The sequence below is a fragment of the Pseudomonas sp. genome (assembly GCF_028293835.1).
Classification (GTDB): Bacteria; Pseudomonadota; Gammaproteobacteria; order Pseudomonadales; family Pseudomonadaceae; genus Aquipseudomonas.
The window spans coordinates 17,962-37,095 of record NZ_JAQGNX010000086.1 but is presented as its reverse complement, the minus strand read 5'-3'; the positions used below and the strand labels follow the sequence as shown (position 1 = coordinate 37,095).

20 protein-coding genes are annotated in these 19,134 nt (G+C 56.7%); 15 read left to right on the top strand and 5 right to left on the bottom strand.

Going from position 1 to position 19,134, the window contains the following annotated elements; translation table 11 throughout:
- Positions 1 to 108: 108 nt before the first annotated feature.
- From JWR17_RS10845 to JWR17_RS10830, 4 genes are all read left to right on the top strand, one after another.
- Positions 109 to 1,518 carry a circularly permuted type 2 ATP-grasp protein gene (locus tag JWR17_RS10845; protein WP_299831022.1) on the top strand — a complete coding sequence of 470 codons (1,410 nt, stop codon included), beginning with the start codon at positions 109 to 111 and terminating at the stop codon, positions 1,516 to 1,518.
- Between the two features lie 12 nt (positions 1,519 to 1,530).
- The gene (locus JWR17_RS10840) at positions 1,531 to 2,493 is read left to right on the top strand and encodes an alpha-E domain-containing protein (RefSeq protein WP_299831020.1); all 963 of its coding nucleotides are present in this window, start codon (positions 1,531 to 1,533) and stop codon (positions 2,491 to 2,493) included.
- Positions 2,490 to 3,296 carry a transglutaminase family protein gene (locus tag JWR17_RS10835; RefSeq protein ID WP_299831018.1) on the top strand — a complete coding sequence of 269 codons (807 nt, stop codon included), beginning with the start codon at positions 2,490 to 2,492 and terminating at the stop codon, positions 3,294 to 3,296. Before JWR17_RS10840 ends, JWR17_RS10835 begins: the two co-directional genes overlap by 4 nt.
- 745 nt (positions 3,297 to 4,041) lie before the next feature.
- Complete coding sequence (locus tag JWR17_RS10830) at positions 4,042 to 4,770, top strand: amidotransferase (protein WP_299831016.1); 729 nt, start codon at positions 4,042 to 4,044, stop codon at positions 4,768 to 4,770.
- Between the two features lie 174 nt (positions 4,771 to 4,944).
- Here JWR17_RS10830 and JWR17_RS10825 read toward each other — a convergent pair whose 3' ends face one another.
- The 4 genes from JWR17_RS10825 to JWR17_RS10810 all read right to left on the bottom strand — a co-directional run bounded on the left by JWR17_RS10825 (position 4,945) and on the right by JWR17_RS10810 (position 7,750).
- Positions 4,945 to 5,916, bottom strand: a complete 972-nt coding sequence (locus JWR17_RS10825; RefSeq protein WP_299831013.1) for a magnesium and cobalt transport protein CorA — start codon at positions 5,914 to 5,916, stop codon at positions 4,945 to 4,947.
- 153 nt (positions 5,917 to 6,069) lie between these two features.
- Entirely contained in the window at positions 6,070 to 6,765 is a 696-nt protein-coding gene (locus JWR17_RS10820) for a crotonase/enoyl-CoA hydratase family protein (RefSeq protein ID WP_299831011.1), read from the bottom strand.
- A gap of 115 nt (positions 6,766 to 6,880) precedes the next feature.
- Entirely contained in the window at positions 6,881 to 7,174 is a 294-nt protein-coding gene (locus tag JWR17_RS10815; protein ID WP_299831009.1) for a DUF6388 family protein, read from the bottom strand.
- 171 nt (positions 7,175 to 7,345) lie between these two features.
- On the bottom strand, positions 7,346 to 7,750 hold the full coding sequence (locus JWR17_RS10810) for a hypothetical protein (RefSeq protein ID WP_299831007.1): 405 nt from the start codon (positions 7,748 to 7,750) through the stop codon (positions 7,346 to 7,348).
- A gap of 247 nt (positions 7,751 to 7,997) precedes the next feature.
- Between JWR17_RS10810 and JWR17_RS10805 the strand changes: the two genes are divergently transcribed.
- Positions 7,998 to 8,678 (top strand): GntR family transcriptional regulator, encoded by a 681-nt coding sequence (locus JWR17_RS10805; RefSeq protein WP_299831005.1) that lies wholly within the window; start codon positions 7,998 to 8,000, stop codon positions 8,676 to 8,678.
- A 220-nt stretch (positions 8,679 to 8,898) separates the two neighbouring features.
- On the opposite strand, the gene JWR17_RS10800 is transcribed toward JWR17_RS10805, so the two are convergent.
- Entirely contained in the window at positions 8,899 to 9,225 is a 327-nt protein-coding gene (locus JWR17_RS10800; protein WP_299831003.1) for an NIPSNAP family protein, read from the bottom strand.
- Positions 9,226 to 9,393: 168 nt separating this feature from the next.
- On the opposite strand from JWR17_RS10800, the gene JWR17_RS10795 reads away from it, so the two are divergent.
- The 10 genes from JWR17_RS10795 (at position 9,394) to JWR17_RS10750 (ending at position 19,113) form a co-directional block, all read left to right on the top strand.
- The gene (locus tag JWR17_RS10795; RefSeq protein WP_299831001.1) at positions 9,394 to 10,287 is read left to right on the top strand and encodes an NAD(P)-dependent oxidoreductase; all 894 of its coding nucleotides are present in this window, start codon (positions 9,394 to 9,396) and stop codon (positions 10,285 to 10,287) included.
- Between the two features lie 54 nt (positions 10,288 to 10,341).
- A complete protein-coding gene (locus tag JWR17_RS10790) occupies positions 10,342 to 11,772 on the top strand; it encodes an aldehyde dehydrogenase family protein (RefSeq protein WP_299830999.1) in 1,431 nt (476 codons plus the stop codon).
- 107 nt (positions 11,773 to 11,879) lie between these two features.
- Positions 11,880 to 12,275, top strand: a complete 396-nt coding sequence (locus JWR17_RS10785; RefSeq protein ID WP_299830997.1) for a carboxymuconolactone decarboxylase family protein — start codon at positions 11,880 to 11,882, stop codon at positions 12,273 to 12,275.
- Between the two features lie 72 nt (positions 12,276 to 12,347).
- Complete coding sequence (locus tag JWR17_RS10780; RefSeq protein ID WP_299830995.1) at positions 12,348 to 13,685, top strand: MFS transporter; 1,338 nt, start codon at positions 12,348 to 12,350, stop codon at positions 13,683 to 13,685.
- Positions 13,686 to 13,808: 123 nt separating this feature from the next.
- Positions 13,809 to 14,753, top strand: a complete 945-nt coding sequence (locus JWR17_RS10775; RefSeq protein WP_299831264.1) for an NAD(P)-dependent oxidoreductase — start codon at positions 13,809 to 13,811, stop codon at positions 14,751 to 14,753.
- Entirely contained in the window at positions 14,750 to 15,139 is a 390-nt protein-coding gene (locus JWR17_RS10770) for a cupin domain-containing protein (protein ID WP_299830993.1), read from the top strand. The genes JWR17_RS10775 and JWR17_RS10770 overlap by 4 nt, the downstream gene beginning before the upstream one ends.
- A gap of 48 nt (positions 15,140 to 15,187) precedes the next feature.
- A complete protein-coding gene (locus JWR17_RS10765) occupies positions 15,188 to 15,949 on the top strand; it encodes a carboxymuconolactone decarboxylase family protein (protein ID WP_299830991.1) in 762 nt (253 codons plus the stop codon).
- 40 nt (positions 15,950 to 15,989) lie between these two features.
- Positions 15,990 to 17,375, top strand: coding sequence for an MFS transporter (locus JWR17_RS10760; RefSeq protein WP_299830989.1), 1,386 nt, complete (start codon positions 15,990 to 15,992; stop codon positions 17,373 to 17,375).
- 116 nt (positions 17,376 to 17,491) lie between these two features.
- Complete coding sequence (locus JWR17_RS10755) at positions 17,492 to 18,337, top strand: N-acyl homoserine lactonase family protein (RefSeq protein ID WP_299830987.1); 846 nt, start codon at positions 17,492 to 17,494, stop codon at positions 18,335 to 18,337.
- Positions 18,334 to 19,113 carry an SDR family NAD(P)-dependent oxidoreductase gene (locus JWR17_RS10750; protein ID WP_299830985.1) on the top strand — a complete coding sequence of 260 codons (780 nt, stop codon included), beginning with the start codon at positions 18,334 to 18,336 and terminating at the stop codon, positions 19,111 to 19,113. The genes JWR17_RS10755 and JWR17_RS10750 overlap by 4 nt, the downstream gene beginning before the upstream one ends.
- Positions 19,114 to 19,134 lie beyond the last annotated feature (21 nt).

The following is a 19,134-nucleotide window of genomic DNA, read 5'->3' as shown; positions in this document are numbered from 1 at the left end:
GTGCGGAAGGTGTGAAGGGTTTATTTAACTGCTTGATAGTTAAGCGTTTATGCCGATGGCACGGGCCTTGCGAAGGCCTTTGATGTCCGTGGTGACAAGGAGTACGGCATGATCCGCACCTTTTATGATGAGATGTACGATGCAGGCGGCCTGGTCCGTCCGCATTATCGGGAGTTCGCCCGTTGGTTGGGTGAGACGCCGCCCGAATTACTGGCGCAACGCAGGCGTGAAGCCGATCTGTTATTTCATCGCGCCGGGATCACCTTTACATTGTACGGGGATGAGCAGGGCACCGAGCGGCTGATTCCTTTCGATACCATTCCCCGCAGTATTCCAGCCAGCGAATGGCGGATTGTCGAACGCGGTTGCATCCAACGGGTCAAGGCACTGAACATGTTTCTTGCTGACCTGTATCACGATCAGAGAATCATCAAGGCCGGGATTATTCCCGCCGAACAGGTGTTGGCCAATGAGCAGTATCAGTTGGCAATGCAGGGCCTGAACCTTCACCGTGACATCTATTCACATGTTTCCGGCGTCGACCTGGTGCGTGATGGTGACGGCACGTATTACGTACTTGAAGACAATCTGCGTACACCGAGCGGCGTGAGCTATATGCTCGAAGACCGCAAAATGATGATGCGCCTGTTCCCGGAATTGTTCGCCGCGCAACGTATCGCGCCTATCGATCATTACCCGAATTTGCTCCTCGATACCCTGAAAAGTTCCAGCCCGATTGATAATCCGAGCGTCGTGGTACTGACGCCGGGTCGGTTCAACAGTGCCTTTTTCGAACATGCCTTTCTCGCTCGGGAAATGGGCGTCGAGTTGGTGGAAGGTGCTGACCTGTTCGTGCGTGACGATCGCGTGTTCATGCGCACCACCGATGGCCCGAAGGCTGTTGATGTGATTTATCGCCGGCTTGACGATGCGTTCCTCGATCCGTTGGCATTCAACCCTGACTCGATGCTTGGTGTGCCCGGCCTGTTGTCGGCGTATCGCTCCGGTAACGTGGTGTTGGCGAATGCCGTCGGCACCGGTGTAGCGGATGACAAATCCATCTACCCGTACGTCACGGACATGATTCGTTTCTATTTGGACGAGGAGCCTATTCTGCAAAACGTCCCCACCTGGCAATGCCGCAAACCGGAAGAGTTGTCCCACGTGCTGGCGCATTTGCCGGAGTTGGTGGTCAAGGAAACCCAGGGATCGGGCGGTTACGGGATGTTGGTTGGCCCGGCCGCCACAGCAGCAGAAATCGAGTCGTTTCGGGCTCGGCTCAAGGCAAAACCTCACGCATACATCGCACAACCCACTTTATGCCTGTCGACCTGTCCGACATTTGTCGAGAACGGCATCGCCCCGCGTCACATCGACTTGCGCCCATATGTTCTTTCTGGCCGTGAAACCCGGGTTGTTCCCGGCGGCCTCACTCGAGTAGCGCTGCGTGAAGGCTCCCTCGTCGTGAACTCGTCCCAGGGCGGTGGAACCAAGGACACTTGGGTGGTTGAGGATTAAGGAAGCCTGCCAATGCTAAGTAGAACTGCCTCGGATTTGTATTGGATGTCGCGTTATCTGGAGCGAGCAGAAAACCTCGCTCGGATGCTCGACGTCAGTTATTCGCTGTCGCTGATGCCCCAGGACGGGCATGGCGACGGCCTGCACGAATTGGCTATGCCGCTGTTGATTACCGGGACGCTGGACGATTACGTCGAACGCCATGGCGAGTTGCACGCCGAGCGTTTGCTGCATTTCTTTGCGTTGGACGCGAGCAATCCTGCGAGCATTTACAGCTGCCTGGGCGCTGCGCGGGCCAGTGCCCATGCGGTACGTGGGCGGATCACCGCAGACATGTGGGAAAACATTAACTCCACTTGGCTGGAAATTCGCGGCATCGCCGAACAAGGCTTGAGCCGTTACGGCATGAGCCGTTTTTGCGAGTGGGTCAAAGAGCGTTCGCACCTGTTTCGCGGTGCAACCTACGGGACGATCATGCGTCACGACGCGTTCCGTTTTATCCGCTTGGGGACATTCATCGAGCGTGCCGACAACACCTTGCGCCTGCTGGACGCACGCTACGAGATGCTCGAATTGCGCGGTAAAGACACCTCAGTGGTAGTTGAAGACACTTCGGCTCGCGGTTATTACCAATGGAGTGCGTTGTTGCGCGCTCTGTCGTCGTTTGAAGCGTATACCGAGTTGTATCGGGACGCGCCCGGTGCGCGCCACGTTGCCGAATTATTGCTGTTGCGTGCCGACATTCCACGCTCGTTACGCGCGTGTCTGGAAGAGATCGATGACGCCCTCGCTAGTCTGCCCGGGTCCAATGGTCGTCCAGCACAACGCCTGGCCGCTCAACTGGATGCGCGCCTGCGTTATACCGGCATCGACGAAATCCTCGGTGAAGGCTTGCATGAGTGGTTGAACGAATTCATTCCGTTAGTAGCCCAATTGGGTGACGCTATCCACACTTCGTACCTGGAGGCTGCATGAGACTCTCAATTAGCCACGAAACCACCTATCACTATGAGGATCAGGTGCGTGCCAGTATCCAGTACCTGCGACTGACGCCCCACGACAGCGAACGCCAGCACGTGCTCAGTTGGCAACTGACGTTGCCGCGTCCGGTGCGCGCGCAAATTGATCCATTCGGCAATATTCTTCACGTGCTGACCCTCGACGAACCCCATGAGGCGATCATCATTGGCGCTCGTGGTCAGGTCGAAATTGATGAAAAAACCGAGTCCGAGCACGAAAGCCAGTCTGCGTTGCCATTCTTGCGCTTTACCCGTTTGACCGAACCTGACGAAGCGATTCGCGCGTTCGCGTCCCTGCAGTGCCAGAAGCGCAAAGACCGGACCGCGCTGATTGACCTAATGCATGGCCTGAATCAGTACATGACCTATACGCCGGGGTCCACCGAAGTCGATACCAGCGCGGCCCAGGCTTTCGCCGGTAAGGCAGGGGTTTGCCAGGACCATACCCACGCGTTTCTCGCCTGTGCCCGCAGCCTGGGTGTGCCGGCCCGTTATGTGTCGGGGTATTTATACAGCGAAGACAGCGAGCACTTGGCCAGCCACGCATGGGCAGAAGCCTGGATTGACGACGCTTGGTACAGCTTTGATGTGACCAATCAACTGGCACGACCTGAGCGTCACTTGAAGCTGGCCGTAGGCCTGGATTACCTGGACGCCTGTCCGGTACGTGGCATGCGCCGAGGTGGCGGCTGCGAGCAAATGCACGCCAAGGTATCGGTCTCGCCGATCCGCGCTACGCAGGTTCAAGAGCAAAGTTGATAACAGCAGATTGCGGTGCGCGTAGGCGCGCCGCTTCGGCATGAAGTGTGAAGCGTTCCGGTTCCATCCCTCATTCCCGACCCAGCAGATAACCGTCAGCCCGCTTTTATTTTTAAAAGATGGGTACAGGCCCGCTATTCCCGGATTGGACGAAACCCCAAGATGGCGTAGCAGAACGATTAGCCGAACAAACGGGTCATGTTCGGCAAGATCAACACCAGAGTGGTAACGACGACGATAAGTCCCGCCTGACGAATTTTTGAATGTTTGAACATGGCTGATGCCTTTTGTTGTTATTCCTGAGCGACCGAAGCTCGCCGATTATTGAGCACGTCGTTAACCGGGCAGCTGGCAAAGGGGGCATTGCAGAACAGGTGTGCCGAAATCCCGGCGACTCAAACGCACTTTTCTTTTTTTAGCGTTTGCCTGTTATAGAGTTAACCTTAGAGCCCGCGTCACACTTGGCTTAGATCCAATTCGCCTGATTTAGGGGTTTTCTTTTCTGAAAAGCTATGAGGCTCATTGCCATCCTCTAATAATCGCCCTTGCTAGACACGTTCAGCCGCTTCTCGGTGCAGGTTGTTAGTTGGCTACCGTTCGTCCGAGTGACCCGGGCAACTTACCAAAGACGAGAATGAAGCGTTTAAGCAATAGTACTGAGTCGATAGCGATAGGGTCTTGCCCTGGAGCAGTCATCCAAGGCAGGCTTGAGCACACATTTGGCCTTCACCGTTCGGGTATTTTTATGTCGTTACGCATCTGCATTTTGGAAACCGACGTCCTGCGTCCAGAACTGGTCGATCAATTTCAGGGATATGGGCAGATGTTCGAGCGGTTGTTTTCCCGTCAACCGATTGCTGCGCAGTTCACCATTTACAACGTCATGCACGGGGTTTACCCGGCCGATGGCGAGCAGTTCGACGCTTATCTGGTAACTGGCAGCAAGGCCGATTCGTTTGGCAACGATCCATGGATCCAAACCCTGAAGACCTTCCTGTTACAGCGTTTTGAGCGCGGCGACAAACTGCTGGGGATCTGTTTCGGCCATCAATTACTGGCGCTGCTTTTGGGCGGTAAAACCGAGCGAGCGACACAAGGCTGGGGAGTCGGTACCCATCGTTATACATTGGCACCGGCCACCCCGTGGATGAGTCCGGCCATCGATGACCTTACCTTGTTGATAAGCCATCAGGACCAGGTGACAGTGCTTCCGGACAACGCCACGGTGATCGCCTCCAGTGAGTTTTGCCCGTTTGCTGCGTACCACATCAACCATCAGGTGTTGTGCTTCCAGGGCCATCCGGAATTTATCCATGACTACTCCCGTGTTTTGCTGGATATCCGCCAGCAAGCCTTGGGTGAGATTATTTACAGCAAAGGCATCGCCAGCCTGGAACTCGATCATCAGGGCTTGACCGTGGCTGAATGGATGATGCGGTTTGTGGCACACACACCAGAAGGTGCAGTTGTCTGACGAACGCACTTTGTAGCAGCCAACTTGTTGGCGAGGCAGGCGATATCGCCAACACGTTGAACGCATAACTTATTGACGTAAAAGATGATCTATAGGTTTTGTGTTTGCTGCGCGACAGCGCGGCGTCGGAGACGTGGCGGAACCTCCTATACGGAAATGCAGTGGGACCGCGTGCTACAACCAGCCCGACCGTTTGAAGCTGACATATAACGCCGTGCAGCCCGCAACAATAGCCCCGAGTACCGTGTAGTAACCGTAATGCCAGCTCAGTTCTGGCATGTTTTGGAAGTTCATCCCGTAAATGCCAGCGATGGCCGTCGGAAACGCCAGTATGGCTGCCCAGGCCGCGAATTTGCGTTGCACGATGCTTTGCCGCGACGATTCCAGCAATTGCCCGATTTCGATGGTTTGGCTGGCCAGGTCACGCAGGTTGGCCAGGTCTTCCATTTGCCGGGTCACGTGGATTGCCACGTCGCGAAAATAGGGGCGCATGTTTTTGTCGATGAATGGAAAATTCAGTTTCTGCAGTTCTTCACCAATCTCGACCATGGGCGCCACGTAGCGGCGCAAGCGCAACACATCCCGTCGCAGGCTATGAATACTGAGGATATCGGCTTCATTCAATACACCGCCCAATACGCCGCCTTCCAATTCATCCAGCTCCGCATGAATCGCTTCGGTCACAGGTTGATAGCACTCGGCGACAAAATCCAAGAGCGCGTACAGCACGAAATCTTCCCCGTGCTCCAGCAACAATGGCCGTGCCTCGCAGCGCTGACGCACCGCGCGGTAGGATTTCGAATGGCCATTGCGCGACGTGATCACATAGCCGTTGCCGGCGAAAATATGCGTCTCGATGAACTCAAGCTTGCCGTTTTCGCGAATGGGCGAATAGGTGACGATAAACAGCGCATCGCCGAAGGTTTCGAGCTTGGGTCGGCTGTGTTTTTCGAGGGCGTCTTCGATGGCCAGTTCATGCAAATGAAACTGTCGCTGCAAAGTAGCCAGTTCCTGAGCGTCTGGCTGCTCCAAACCGATCCAGACGAAATGTCCCGGCTTTGCCGCCCACTCGGCACCTTCGTCGAGGGATATGTCGGTCACTTTTTTTCCGGCGCTATAAACGGCTGCAGCAACGACTCGGCCCATAGTGGTATCGCTTCTTCTTGTTGATGGCACGCTGTACCGGGATTGCACGAAGCGCTTAGCTTACCGTGCTCCGAAGGTTCAGAGTCAGCAAAGTAGAGCGAGTTCACAGGCAATAAAAGCCCGGCAGGCGCCGGGCTGATTTAAACGAGAAATCTACACGACCACAGACTGTTGTTGATCAAGCGCGATGGCCTCGTCGAGGAGGTCCAGCAGCCCTTTACGCACTTTCAGCTTGGTGTTTCTGTGGGCGATCATATTGATCTTTTTCAACTGCACGGCCGCAGCATGGGCGGTGCCTGGCAGGTCCTCGGCGCTTACCACTTTGTCGAGGAAGCCCGCTTCCACGGCGCCTGCGGGGCTGAACATTTCACCGTTGATCACTGACCGGTGAAAGGCCGCCTTGCTTAAACGGTCACGGGCCAGTTCGATCCCGGCGTGGTGCATGGTCATGCCAATTTGTACTTCATTCAAACCAATGCTGAACGGACCGTCCACACCGATGCGGTAATCCACGGACAGCAACAGGAACGCGCCTTTGGCCACCGCATGCCCGGGGCAAGCGATGACCACTGGAAATGGATGGGACAACAAGCGTCGCGTTAACGTTGAACCAGCCGTCACTAGATTGATCGCATTGACGGGGCCGGTCATCATCACTTTGAGGTCATAGCCGCCGGATAAAATTCCCGGCTGGCCGGTTATGATCACTACGGCCTTGTCTTGCTCAGCCTGGTCCAGCGCAGCGTTAAACGCCGTAATCACATCCGGGGAGATAGCATTGACCTTGCCGTTACCCAAGGTCAGGGTAGCGATACCGTCTTCCAGACTGTACGAAATCAACTCACTCATCACGCGATTCCTTGTGTTTATGTCGGCAAACGTTAACTACCCGCGACGTCGAGGTAAAGCGCTATGACTGACTGATGAGTCAGGGTTTGAACACAATCAACGGCCGAGCAATCACTCAGTCTTGAATGTCGTTCAATTCACGGTATTCGTCCCAATCCATTCCCAACGCTTCGGCAGCCGAGGTGTGGGTTTCTAGACGCATGGCTTTCAATTGTTCAGGCGACTCCGCGACAAACTGCAATGTCAGCTCCCAGGGCTCGATGCCCTGGTCTTCTGCTTCGTCTTCAAAAGCCCATTGAATCTGCTGTTTCTGCTCCTCTGGGCTGAGGTCTTTAATCTCGTCTAGCAGGCCAGGGTTAGTGGTGATGTATTTCGCCAGTGCGGCTTCATTCAAGTCTAATGCGTCCATCTTATTTTCCCTTATGCACATTAACGTCGAGCCAAACGGCAACCGGGCGTAGGTTACACCTCTAAGGAGGCAGCACAAATGTGAAAAGGGAAAGATCGCCTCGGCTCCAACTGCCTGGGTAATGACGGACATTGTTATTCGGGCGTTGTGAACTGATGTAACGGGCTACGCTTATTGAATCAGGCGAGCCGCAGCGAAAGCGACGCTCGCTAAAACCATCGCTGTACCAATGAACCATTTGGTCTGGCTGTTGAAGCCTTCGGTGATCGAAACCTTGAGTTCTGCCAGATCAGTTTTGGTGGACATCCTGAGTTCTGTCAGATCAGTTTTGGTGGACAACTTGAGTTCTGCCAGATCGGTTTTGGTAGATATGTTGCTTTCCATGCCCTCGATTTTTGTTTCAATACGCATCAAGCGTTCCCTGATATCGGGTAGCGCCGTTCCGTATGAATGGGTTCGATTTTTCAACTTATCAACTCCGCAATTGGCGGTCAAAATGCTGTGGTTGGGGCTGCTTCCGTGTCTGGATCTGGTGCTGTGACGCTTCTCGGTATGGGGGCGGCTTATGCTGCTCATGACTCTGCTTCTCCAGAATCCATTGGTGTTTGCCCTGCGAATCGACCCGGCCAGGTAACGAGCGACCCAGGTTTTAGCGACACCGATTACCGTACAGGTTTCCTCGCTCAGACGTCTCTGGGAGTGCTGTAGGAAGTATCGGCTGGGATATTTGACGAACTGAAACGAGTTCTTCCGTAGTCTTTTTGCCGTCGTGCGTCATACAATCATACCCATTGCGGCATCACATACGTTTCGGGAAAGTACGATGAAAGTTCAACGCCAGGCCTCTTCATTACGCCATCAGGTGCAGGATGCCTTGCGCAATGAAATTATCTCCGGTCGCTTCAAGCCAGGCGAACGCCTTGTAGAGCAGCAGCTTTATACCGCGCTGGATGTCAGCCGCACGTCGTTGCGCGAGGCCTTGCGCCAGTTGGAAGCGGAGGGTCTGGTGGAGCAAGTCCCGCATCGCGGCGCTTATGTGGCGTCGGTAGATGCCAAGGATGCGATTCAGATTTACGACGTGCGCGGTTCCCTGGAGGTCCTGGCGGTGCGCAATTTCGTTCGCTATGCCAGTGATGAAGACGTCACGGAGCTGGCGGCAGTCTTCGACGAGTTCGTTCAGCAGTCACATACCGCTCAGCGTGACGGTACGGCCTTGCTGGATATCAAGCAGCGCTTCTACCACGTGCTGCTGGATATCGAGCAGAGCGCCATCGTTGGCGGCATGTTGGAACAGTTGAACAACCGCGTGAGTCTGTTGCGTGCGCTGTCTCTTGGCCGCGAAGGGCGCATGGTGCATACGCTCGCTGAGTTGAAGGAAATCGTTCGGCAGATTCAACTGCGCGATGAACCGGGCGCGTGTGCCGCAGCGTTGCGCCATGTGGAAAATGCCTCGAAAAACGTTTTGGAATTGTTGGCACAGACCGCTGGTGCGGAAAAGGTTTGATGCGCTTCATTGCCGGTTAAACAACGCCTGACGTCATTGACGGCTAAAAAACCAAAATGTCGGCGCGGGCTTGCTCGCAATGGACCGCGAAGCGGTCCCAAATGCAGAACCCATCTGACAGAAAGAAACGGAATCGACGGGTTTCCACTGCTGTGCAGTTGATTGCGAGCAAGCCTGCTCCTTTTACAGAAAGCAGGGCGGCTGACCTACTGGCAGGTTCCTAACGCAATGCTGAATAAGCCGTTGGCGTCAGGAATTGGTTCTCGATGCGTTCAACGATGATTGCCTGAACTTCGCTTTCGGCACGCTTGGCAATCCATTCAGGGTCCGACTGGAAAGCGTTCCATTTGGTCTCGCGTTCGGCAAGGCTCGCCCATTTCACCATGTAAGTCAGCGACTGATTGGTCGGGCCGGCCAGCGTGGTCCAGAAACCCAATTGCTCGATTCCGTATTTTTTGAAAAATTCCAATGTGGTCTTGGTAAAGCGCTCGTGCAACGCCGGGAGGCGACCCGGTGCGCAATGGTAAATCCGCAGTTCGATAATCATTTGAAACCCTCGGGTGGTTGCCCGCCAAAGAGGCGAGCTAAATTAGCCTATTGACGGATTGTATGACAGTCGTATAGTTTTAGTCCAACTGCCGGTCTGCCACGGGACAGCTTTAGTGTTGTTCATTTCGGCTGGCGACACTCGATAAAAAAACAATAGGGCATTGAAATGACTCAACCGCAACGGATCGGCTTCATCGGGCTTGGGATGATGGGGCTGCCGATGACCACGTGCCTTTCCAAGGCCGGTCATGCATTGTTTTTGGCTGACGCAGACGCCGGGCGATTGTCTGAAATCGCCACCAGCCTCGGTGCCACGCGCCTTGATACCGATAATGCAAAATCCCTTGATGTTCTTATCACCATGTTGCCCAACTCAGCCATCGTCGAAAGCGTGCTGCTTGGCAGTGAAGGTAGCCAGGGCTGGGCAGCGGTACTGCCGCGTGGTGCCATCGTGATCGACATGAGTTCTTCGGAGCCGGCGCGCTCCCGTGAGTTGGGTCTGAAACTTAAAGCACTGGGCCTTGACTACCTGGACGCGCCCGTTTCTGGCGGAGTTAAACGCGCAGTCGATGGCACCCTGGCGATACTGGTGGGCGGCGAGTTGGCCGTCATGGAGCGCTGCCGCAGCCTGCTGGACGCCATGGGCAAAAACATTCTGCACATCGGCACCGCCGGTTCGGGTCACGCGGCCAAAGCCTTGAACAACTACGTCTCGGCGGCCGGGCTGATGGCTACCGTTGAAGCATTGCACGTGGCCAAACGCTTTGGTATTGAGCCCGAGGTGATGGTGGACGTGCTCAACGCGTCCAGCGGGCGTAGCAATACCTCAGAAAACAAGGCCAAACAGTTCATGCTCAGCGGCTCGTTCGCCTCCGGTTTTTCAATGCAACTGATGAACAAGGATTTGAAAATCGCCCGAGGCTTGGCCGACGCCGTGGACTACCCCCTGCATCTGGGCAATCCTGCCATCGCGCTCTGGGACGAGGTCTCGAAACAATCGACGCCCACCACCGACCACACTGAAATGTACCGACTGCTGGCCAACAACGACAGCGAGTGACCGCTGCCCGTAAGTCAATCGGCCGTCCATGTATCAGTAACGGAGCCCTATCCAATGTCTCGTGCAGACAGTTTTTATATCAACGGCCATTGGGTAAAACCCGCAGCGCCGACATGGTTTGATGTGATCGACCCCGCCACCGAAGCTGTTGTCGACCGCTTGGCGTTGGGCAATAGCCTTGACGTTGACCACGCCGTGGCGGCTGCTCGTGCAGCATTTGTCGACTATGCCGAGAGCAGCGCGGCTGAGCGTATCGCTTTGCTGCGCCGAATCGTCGCTATCTATGGCCGTCGAGAAGAAGAGTTCGCCGAAGCCATGCGCGTTGAAATGGGCGCGCCGATTACCTTTTCACGCCGCGGCCAAGTGCCTCGCGGCACGTTGCACCTCAATCAGATGATCGAAGTGCTTGAGCGCTTTCAGTTCGAACAGCTTCAAGGCAGCACCTTGTTGCGCTTCGAACCGGTGGGCGTCTGTGGCTTGATCACGCCCTGGAACTGGCCCATCAATCAGATCGTGGTCAAGATTGCCCCGGCGTTGGCGGCGGGTTGTACCATGGTTCTCAAGCCCAGTGAGTATTCGCCGCTCAGCGCGTTGTTATTCGCCGAGGTACTGGACGAGGCGGGTGTTCCACCGGGCGTCTTCAATCTGGTCAATGGCGAGGGTCCAACGGTTGGCGCAGCGATGGCGGCACACCCAGGCATCGACATGCTGTCGTTTACCGGCTCAACCCGGGCGGGCGTTCTAGTGGCGAAGGCGGCCGCGGACACGGTCAAGCGCGTGGCTCAGGAATTAGGTGGCAAGTCCGCCAACATCCTGCTCGACGACGTCAATCTTCAAGACGCAGTGACCCGGGGCGTTGCAGCCTGTTTCACCAACAGCGGCCAGTCGTGCTCGATTCCAACGCGAATGCTGATTCCTCGCGCACTGATGGCAGAGGCCATTCAAATCGCCAAACGCGCTGCACAATCCTTCAGCCTTGGCCCGACCTCCGCTGAATCGACACAACTCGGCCCGGTGGTCAATCAAGCGCAGTTCACCCGGGTGCAGCGCCTGATCCAGACTGGCATCGATGAAGGTGCGCAGTTGGTGACCGGTGGACCGGGTTTGCCCGAAGGCATCGAGCGCGGCTACTACATCAAGCCCACGGTGTTCGCCGGGGTAACCGCAGCCATGACCATCGCTCAAGAAGAAATCTTCGGACCGGTGCTGTCGATGATTGCCTACGACAGCGAAGCCGAGGCGATTCAGATCGCCAATGGCACCGACTACGGCCTGGCCGCATACGTGCAATCTGCCGATGTGGAACGTGCACGGAAAGTCGGACGCGCGCTGCAGGCGGGCAGTGTTCACCTGAACTACCCGGCGGCGGATTTCGCTGCACCGTTTGGCGGCTATAAGCAGTCAGGCAACGGTCGTGAATGGGGTGAGTACGGGCTGCGTGAATATTTGGAAGTCAAATCCATGGTCGGCTACGCCAGCGTCTAAACGCCTGGGAACACCTGTTGGTGCGGTCAGTCCGCACCAAAAAATTTGTCGAAATAAGCTGTATGACAATAACTCGATCCTACGAAATAACGTGCTGGAGAAAAACAATGGATGATAACAAGCGCTTCGCCAAGGGTTTTGATAACCGCAAAGAAGTGTTGGGCGAAGCCCATGTGGAGAAGTCGTGGGCGGCCGCCGACGACTTCAACAGACCCATGCAAAAGCTCGTCACCGAGTACTGCTGGGGTGAAATCTGGGGTGACGAAACGCTGCCGTTCAAGACCCGCAGCATTATCAATCTGGCGCTGCTGACCGCCATGAGTCAGCACCACGAACTGTCGGTTCATGTGAAAGGTGCGCTCACCAATGGTGTGTCCAAGGACGAGATCCGCGCGGTGCTGATGCAGGCCTCGGTGTACTGCGGCGTACCGTTGGGACTGGCCGCGTTTCGTGTCGCATCGGAGGTCATCAAGGCCCATGAAGCGGAGACGGCCAAGTCCTGACCCGCTACGCCCGGATTCACGCGACACAACACACGCCGCTTAACGCTTCAACAATAATTATAAGGAAACGCCATGGCTACCTATGCACAAGCCCGGCCGGTGGAATCGGAGCAGTCGGTCGAGAAGAAGAGAAGGAACGCGATCAAGGGCGCGTTCTTCTCCGAGTACATCGACATGTTCGATATCTACCTGCCCGTGGTGGTTTTAGCGCCGGTTCTGTTTTTCTTTCAGCCCAAGAACCTGTCGGTGGGCATGGAAGCGATCCTCGCTTCACTGGTATTTATCACCACACTGCTCGGGCGGCCTATCGGTGCGCTGCTGTTCGGCATGATTGCTGACCGCACCGGGCGCAGGATGGCATCGATTTATTCGGTGTCCGGTTTTGGTGTGGTCACGCTGCTGATTGCGCTGTTGCCGGGGTACGAAAGCATCGGTGTCTCCTCGTACCTGTTGTTGGTATTGCTAAGGTTCATCGACGGTATTTTTCTCGGCGGCGGTTATACCGGCGCCATGCCGCTGGCCATTGAGTATTCGAAAAAGCATCAGCGTGGTTTCGTCGGGGGTTTCATTATTGCCGGGTTTCCATTGGCCTACGTCAGCATCAATCTGGTGGCGATGCTGATGTTCACGCTGTACCCGCTCAGCGGTGCTGATTCGCCTTATGTGCAATGGGGCTGGCGCATCCCGTTCGTGATCGGTGCGATCCTGGCCGGAATGCTCGCGCTGTACTACGTGTTCGCAGTGTCTGAGTCCGAGATCTGGGAAGTGGAAGCCACCAGCAAGCCCAAAGACAAGCTGCCGTTATCTGACCTGGTACGGGGCAAGAGTGGACGCAACCTGCTGCAAGTGCTGCTGATGATGACCGGTTTCTGGCTGACTCAGAACGTCATCACGATCTTTTTACCTACGGGTCTGTTGGTGAAAACCCTGCACCTGACGGGCTTTGAAGTTACCGCCACGCTGTTGATTTCCTACAGCGTGTTGTTCTTTAGCTACATCGGCTCGGGCATGTTGGGACAGAAAATCGGCCGGCGACGTTTCTTCCTGATTCTTGGGCCGACCATCGCGGTGCTGGGGGCGGCAATCATGTACGTGCTGGGCAATGTGCCGGGGCTTTCCCTGCCGTTGATCATGCTGTTGGTGTGCGTGTTGTCAGTGATCGTCACCGCGCCGTGGGGGGTGATTGTTACCTACATTAACGAGCGGTTTCACACCGACGTGCGGGCCACGGGGTTCGGTGTCGGCTTTAGCTTGTCGGTGATCATTCCGTCTTTTTACGCTTTCTATATGAACGGCCTCGGCCTGGTCATGCCATTCAACGCCACCCCCGCGGTACTGCTGTTGATTGGCGGCACCATTGCCACGTTGGGCGCTTACATGGGGCCGGAAACCAAAGACGTGGATTTCTGAGCCTCGATGACTGCGTTGTGACGCGGTTGCGCATTGTTGATCTGTAGGAGCCAAGGTGTTGGCGATGCAATTTAACAGGCATTCGCATAGGCCTATCGCCAACACGTTGGCTCCTACAGAGATATTTCCGCTCAACAGGAGAAGTATGTGAACACGCAAACAATAGGTTTCATTGGGCTGGGCAATATGGGCGGCCGAATGACTCGCTGCCTGGTTGATTCTGGCCTGACCGTACTCGGTTACGACACCGATCCAGAACGTGCACGTGCGGCGGGCGCTCAGCTGGCCGACTCGATCGGTCAGGTAGCAGTGAGCTCGAACGTGATTCTGCTATCTCTGCCCGACAGCAAAGTGGTCGAGGCGGTGGTGGAGGGCGCCGATGGGCTTTTGCGGCACTGCCGTGAAGGACAAACGATTGTCGATTTAAGCACTGCAGCCGCCAGCTCGACCATGCGCTTGAGCGGGCTGTTTGCCGCACGTGGCGTGCACTACATCGACGCGGGAATTTCCGGTGGCGCTGCCGCCGCGGAAAAGGGCGCACTGACGTTGATGGTAGGGGGCGATGCCGCCGTCATCGACGGGCTGAACTGGGTCTTCGGACCGATCAGCAGCAAGGTCTTTCACATGGGCGACAGCGGCACCGGGCACACCACCAAGCTGCTCAACAACTTCCTGAACGCGGTCAGCCTTGCGGCCACTGCCGAAGTCATGGTCGCGGGCAAGAAAGCCGGGCTCGACCTGCACCGTCTGCTGGACGTTCTGAACAGCAGCAGCGGGGTGAACTTCGCCACGCAAAAGCGCTTCCCCCACATCGTCGATGGCGACTACCTGGAAGGCGGCTTGACCGGGAAATTGATGAGCAAAGACGTCGTACTTTATATCGAGCGCGCCCGTGAACTCGGGGTCGCGTCACTCAATGCGTCCGGCCCCCTGGCCAGCTTCGGTTTGCAAGTGGCCTTGGGCTACGGCGACCAGATCAGCAACAAGGTAGTGGATGCCATCGGCGATATGTCCGGCGGGGTCCGCCTGCACGACGGCACAAAAAAACGTTTGGGAGACTCAACATGAAAGTTATTCACGGCAACGCCAGCGGCGCAGTGTCCGAGCAACGCACCTCAACCTTCACCGGCGTGGTCTGGGCCGATCCTGTGATGCCCACCACCGACGGTGTGACCATCAATAACGTCTCGTTCACCCCCGGTGCGCGCACGTTCTGGCATTTCCATGAACACGGCCAAGTGTTGTACGTCAGCGCGGGCAGCGGCTGGATCTGCATCGAAGGCAGCGATCCCGAAGTCATTCGCCAAGGCGACACGGTGTGGATCGGTCCGGGCGAACGCCATTGGCACGGGGCGAATACGCAAAACTTCATGGTTCACCTCGCCACCTCCATGGGTAAAACCGTGTGGCAGGAAGCGGTCGCTGATGGGGATTATTTGCGCGCCGCAGGTTGATCAACTGCGGGTTAATCAATCATGGGCCATGAACAAGAGAGCACGACGATGCTTACGCAAAACCAGCGACACGCCAAACAACGGTTCATCGACGCAGGCGGCACCTGGAGCGCGGCGTGGGACAGTGTCCTGCGCCTGGATGCAGGCTTTCTCGAAGCGTATGCCGGATTTGCTGCCGTTCCGTGGAAAAAGAACCACCTGGAAGACAAGGTCAAATCGTTCATTGCTATAGCAGCCGACGCTGCCGCCACGCATTTATACGCGCCGGGTATTGCCGAGCATATACACGCTGCGATTAGCCACGGCGCGACCCGTGAAGAACTCATGGAAGTGCTTGAACTGATCAGCACGGTGGGCATCCATGCCGCTAACGTCGGCGTCCCGGTGTTGCTCGAAGTGCTGGAGGAAGAAGGGCTGCGCAATGGGCCGGTGCCACTGGATGCCAGGCGCGAAGCACTCAAGGACAGCTTTGTGCAAAACAGGGGCTATTGGCATGGGTCGTGGGAAGGTCTGCTAGAACTGGACCCGGAATTGTTTGAGGCCTATGTGGCGTTCTCGTCGGTGCCGTGGCGCACCGGCGTATTGCCGCCAAAAATCAAGGAATTGATCTACTGCGCGTTCGATGCGGCGGCCACTCATTTGTATGTGCCGGGCCTCAAGTTGCACATGCGCAATGCGCTGCGCTACGGCGCTACCACCGAAGAAATCATGGAAATGCTGGAAATTGTCAGCGTTATCGGCATTCACGGCGCACTGGTGGCGGCGCCGCTATTGGAACAGGCGCTGAATGAGGCGCGAAGCAACCCGTAAACAACAAGACCACCCATAACAAAAAGAGCGTAAAAAGCCCATGAATTCTGCCTCCAACATCGGTATGCGTCTGGACAGATTGTCCCTTTCAGGCTTCCATTACCGCCTGCTCGGACTGATCGCGGCCGGGATGTTTTTCGACTCGTTCGACATTTACATCGCCGGCGCGGTGCTGGCAGCGATGATTCATAACAACGAATCGACCTTGCAGCTGAACGCCGCCTTCGTCTCTGTAACCTTCATTGGCATGATGTCCGGCGCCTGGTTGTCGGGCGTGCTGGGGGACCGTTTCGGTCGACGGTTCACCTATCAGTTCAATCTGGGTATCTACGGTTTCGCCTCGATTGCGGCAGCGCTTTCACCGAACATTTATTGGCTGATTTTCTTCCGTCTGGTCATGGGCATCGGCATGGGCGCAGAGATCGTGGTGGGTTACGGGACCTTGAGCGAGTTTATCCCGGCGGTATGGCGCGGACGCTTTGGCACCATCCTCAACTTGATCATCAACACGTCGCTGTTCCTGGCGACCTTTCTCGGCTGGCTGATCATTCCGCAGTACGGCTGGCGCTGGATGTTCGCGATTGCCGGCGTCGGCGCGCTGGTGGTGTGGTTTCTGCGTAAGTCCATGCCGGAATCTCCCCGTTGGCTGGCGTCCCAGGGGCGTACCGTCGAGGCGGAAACAATTGTCGCGCGGATAGAAGCCAGTTGTGGGGTTGATCCGCACGTTCCAACGGTTCCAGTACAAGGCGTGTTGCACGCTGAGCTGCCACCCGCGCGTATCCGCGAGTTGTTCTCGCGGCGGTTGCTTGCGCGTACCGTGACCGGCATTACCGTACTGGTGGCGTTGTTTACCGTGAACTACGCGTTCGTTAGCTGGATTCCGACCTTCCTGGTGAAAGAAGGGCACAGCGTCTCCAACTCTCTTGGCCTGACTACGCTGATGTTTGCCGGGGGCCCGCTAGGCTCGTTGATCGCCTTCGGCCTGGCTGAACGGCTCGGCCGCAAATGGGGCATCGTCTTGTTTTCGCTGATTGGCATCGTGTTTGGCGTGACCTACCCGTTCGCCCATTCGGAGACCGCGATTATCGCCTCGGGTTTTGCCATCACCTGCTGCATCTATGTGTTGTCGTCACTCAGCGTGGCCAGCTATGTCCCGGAACTGTTCCCCACCGAGCTGCGCTTGCGCGGCGCCGGGTTGTGCAATGCGATTGGTCGCGGGGTCAACATTCTGGTGCCGTATGCCATTGCCGCCGTGTTTGCCGGTTTCGGCATCACCGGCGTGGTGACGCTGATTGCCGGCACGCTGTTGCTACAGGCGTTGATTGTCGGCGTGATCGGACCTGAAACCAAGAACCGCTCACTGGAAGACATCGCCACTGACACCGCTTTACCTAAGGCTGCTGTGCAGCAAACACAAAACCTGTAGGCGCCAACGTGTTGGTGGGAGGCCCGTGAGCCGAAACATCGCTTCGCCAACACCCTGGCTCCTACCGTTTAGATATCCGTATTCATACGTTATGTGTAGTTCACCAGGAGTCGAATATGAACAACAAAATGGCGACTGCAGTCAGCCCGAACTGGACCGATCCCGAGGTCATTATTGTGCGTTACGGCACCCGGCAGACGAGCAAAAGTGAGTGCTATTACAACTTCAGCGCCTACAAGGAACCAGACGCCGAAATCACCATGGATTACTTCTTCTGGATCTTTCGCAGCGCTGAACAGACCATCGTTATCGACACCGGTTTCAGCCCGGAAGCTGCGATCAAACGACGCCGTCAGCCCGTGGTTGCCCCGGCCGATGCCCTGGCGCGGCTGGGCATTGATCCCGCCGAGGTGAAACTGCTGGTGTTGACCCACGCGCACTACGATCACGCCGGAAACCTTGGTTTGTACCCGAACGCAAACATCGTTATGTCACGCCGCGAATTCGAGTTCTGGTCCACGCCTATGGGCAAGCGTCCACAGTACGCGCATCACATTGATCCGCTGGACCTTGAACGTATTCAGGGGCTGGCCGACGCCGGGCGCATCACCTTGCTCGACGACGTGCAGAACACATTGGTTCCAGGCATTGAGCTGTACGAAGTGGGCGGGCACACACCGGGCCAGTTGGCGGTGGTGGTGGAAATGCCCGACGGGCCGGTGATTTTGGCCTCGGATGCGATTCACTATTACGAGGAGTTGGAGCGCGACCGGCCGTTTGCCGTCCTCGACAGTCTGGCGGCCATGTACCAAGGCTATGAGCAGATTCGTGAGTGGCTGCAACGTCCTGGCGCGGTGGTGATTCCCGGTCATGATCCCGACGTGATGAACCGCTTCGCCCCGGTCGATGCTGGCGATCCTGGGTTCGCGGTGCGCATTGGTGCTGCGAAGGTGGCGGCATGAAGGGCAAAACAGCGTTGGTGACCGGATCGTCCGACGGCCTTGGTCTGGCAATGGCAAGCGGCCTGGCAGGGGCGGGTTGCCACGTCGTGCTGCACGGACTTGAGTTGCCCGCAGACATGGTTGCCACCTGCCAGGCGCTGGAAACCGAGCACGGCGTTTCGGTGTGCTACGTACGTGCCGACCTGGCGGAGCCGGGGGGCACCCAGCGGTTGATCGAGGCCGCGCAAACCTTGACCGGCAGCATCGACATCCTTATCAACAATGCGGTGGTACGGCACTTTTCCGCTATCGAAGATTTTCCCGGCGAGCGCTGGGATCAAGCCTTGGCAGTGAACCTTACCGCTGCGTTCCGCGCTATTCAGTTGGTGCTTCCGGGGATGCGCGAACGCGGCTGGGGAAGGATTTTCAATATGTCCTCTGCTTACGGCTCGCGGGCTATCGCCAACCGCATTGACTATGTGACCACCAAAACCGCACTGCTCGGCCTCACCCGCGCGGTGGCGGTAGAAACCCAAGGGCAGGGCATCACTTGCAACGCGGTGTGCCCCGGATCGGTATTGACCCCGAACATTGAAAGCCGGCTTGGTGCGTTGATGGCGCAAAAGCAAATGGACCGTGACACCGCCACCCGAGAATTCTTGCAGGGCAAGCAGGGCACCGGACGCTTTATCGACGCCGCACATGTGGCGGACCTGGTTGTATTCCTGTGCAGCGCCTCGGGCACCCATATCACCGGCGCCACTTTGCCGGTGGACGACGGCTGGTTGGCCAGTTGATTGGCACCTGAGGAGATAACC

Coding starts and splice junctions, on each gene's coding strand:
- JWR17_RS10845 (WP_299831022.1), top strand. CDS start 109: ATGATCCGCACCTTTTATGATGAGATGTACGATGCAGGCGGCCTGGTC.
- JWR17_RS10840 (WP_299831020.1), top strand. CDS start 1,531: ATGCTAAGTAGAACTGCCTCGGATTTGTATTGGATGTCGCGTTATCTG.
- JWR17_RS10835 (WP_299831018.1), top strand. CDS start 2,490: ATGAGACTCTCAATTAGCCACGAAACCACCTATCACTATGAGGATCAG.
- JWR17_RS10830 (WP_299831016.1), top strand. CDS start 4,042: ATGTCGTTACGCATCTGCATTTTGGAAACCGACGTCCTGCGTCCAGAA.
- JWR17_RS10825 (WP_299831013.1), bottom strand. CDS start 5,916: ATGGGCCGAGTCGTTGCTGCAGCCGTTTATAGCGCCGGAAAAAAAGTG.
- JWR17_RS10820 (WP_299831011.1), bottom strand. CDS start 6,765: ATGAGTGAGTTGATTTCGTACAGTCTGGAAGACGGTATCGCTACCCTG.
- JWR17_RS10815 (WP_299831009.1), bottom strand. CDS start 7,174: ATGGACGCATTAGACTTGAATGAAGCCGCACTGGCGAAATACATCACC.
- JWR17_RS10810 (WP_299831007.1), bottom strand. CDS start 7,750: ATGAGCAGCATAAGCCGCCCCCATACCGAGAAGCGTCACAGCACCAGA.
- JWR17_RS10805 (WP_299831005.1), top strand. CDS start 7,998: ATGAAAGTTCAACGCCAGGCCTCTTCATTACGCCATCAGGTGCAGGAT.
- JWR17_RS10800 (WP_299831003.1), bottom strand. CDS start 9,225: ATGATTATCGAACTGCGGATTTACCATTGCGCACCGGGTCGCCTCCCG.
- JWR17_RS10795 (WP_299831001.1), top strand. CDS start 9,394: ATGACTCAACCGCAACGGATCGGCTTCATCGGGCTTGGGATGATGGGG.
- JWR17_RS10790 (WP_299830999.1), top strand. CDS start 10,342: ATGTCTCGTGCAGACAGTTTTTATATCAACGGCCATTGGGTAAAACCC.
- JWR17_RS10785 (WP_299830997.1), top strand. CDS start 11,880: ATGGATGATAACAAGCGCTTCGCCAAGGGTTTTGATAACCGCAAAGAA.
- JWR17_RS10780 (WP_299830995.1), top strand. CDS start 12,348: ATGGCTACCTATGCACAAGCCCGGCCGGTGGAATCGGAGCAGTCGGTC.
- JWR17_RS10770 (WP_299830993.1), top strand. CDS start 14,750: ATGAAAGTTATTCACGGCAACGCCAGCGGCGCAGTGTCCGAGCAACGC.
- JWR17_RS10765 (WP_299830991.1), top strand. CDS start 15,188: ATGCTTACGCAAAACCAGCGACACGCCAAACAACGGTTCATCGACGCA.
- JWR17_RS10760 (WP_299830989.1), top strand. CDS start 15,990: ATGAATTCTGCCTCCAACATCGGTATGCGTCTGGACAGATTGTCCCTT.
- JWR17_RS10755 (WP_299830987.1), top strand. CDS start 17,492: ATGAACAACAAAATGGCGACTGCAGTCAGCCCGAACTGGACCGATCCC.
- JWR17_RS10750 (WP_299830985.1), top strand. CDS start 18,334: ATGAAGGGCAAAACAGCGTTGGTGACCGGATCGTCCGACGGCCTTGGT.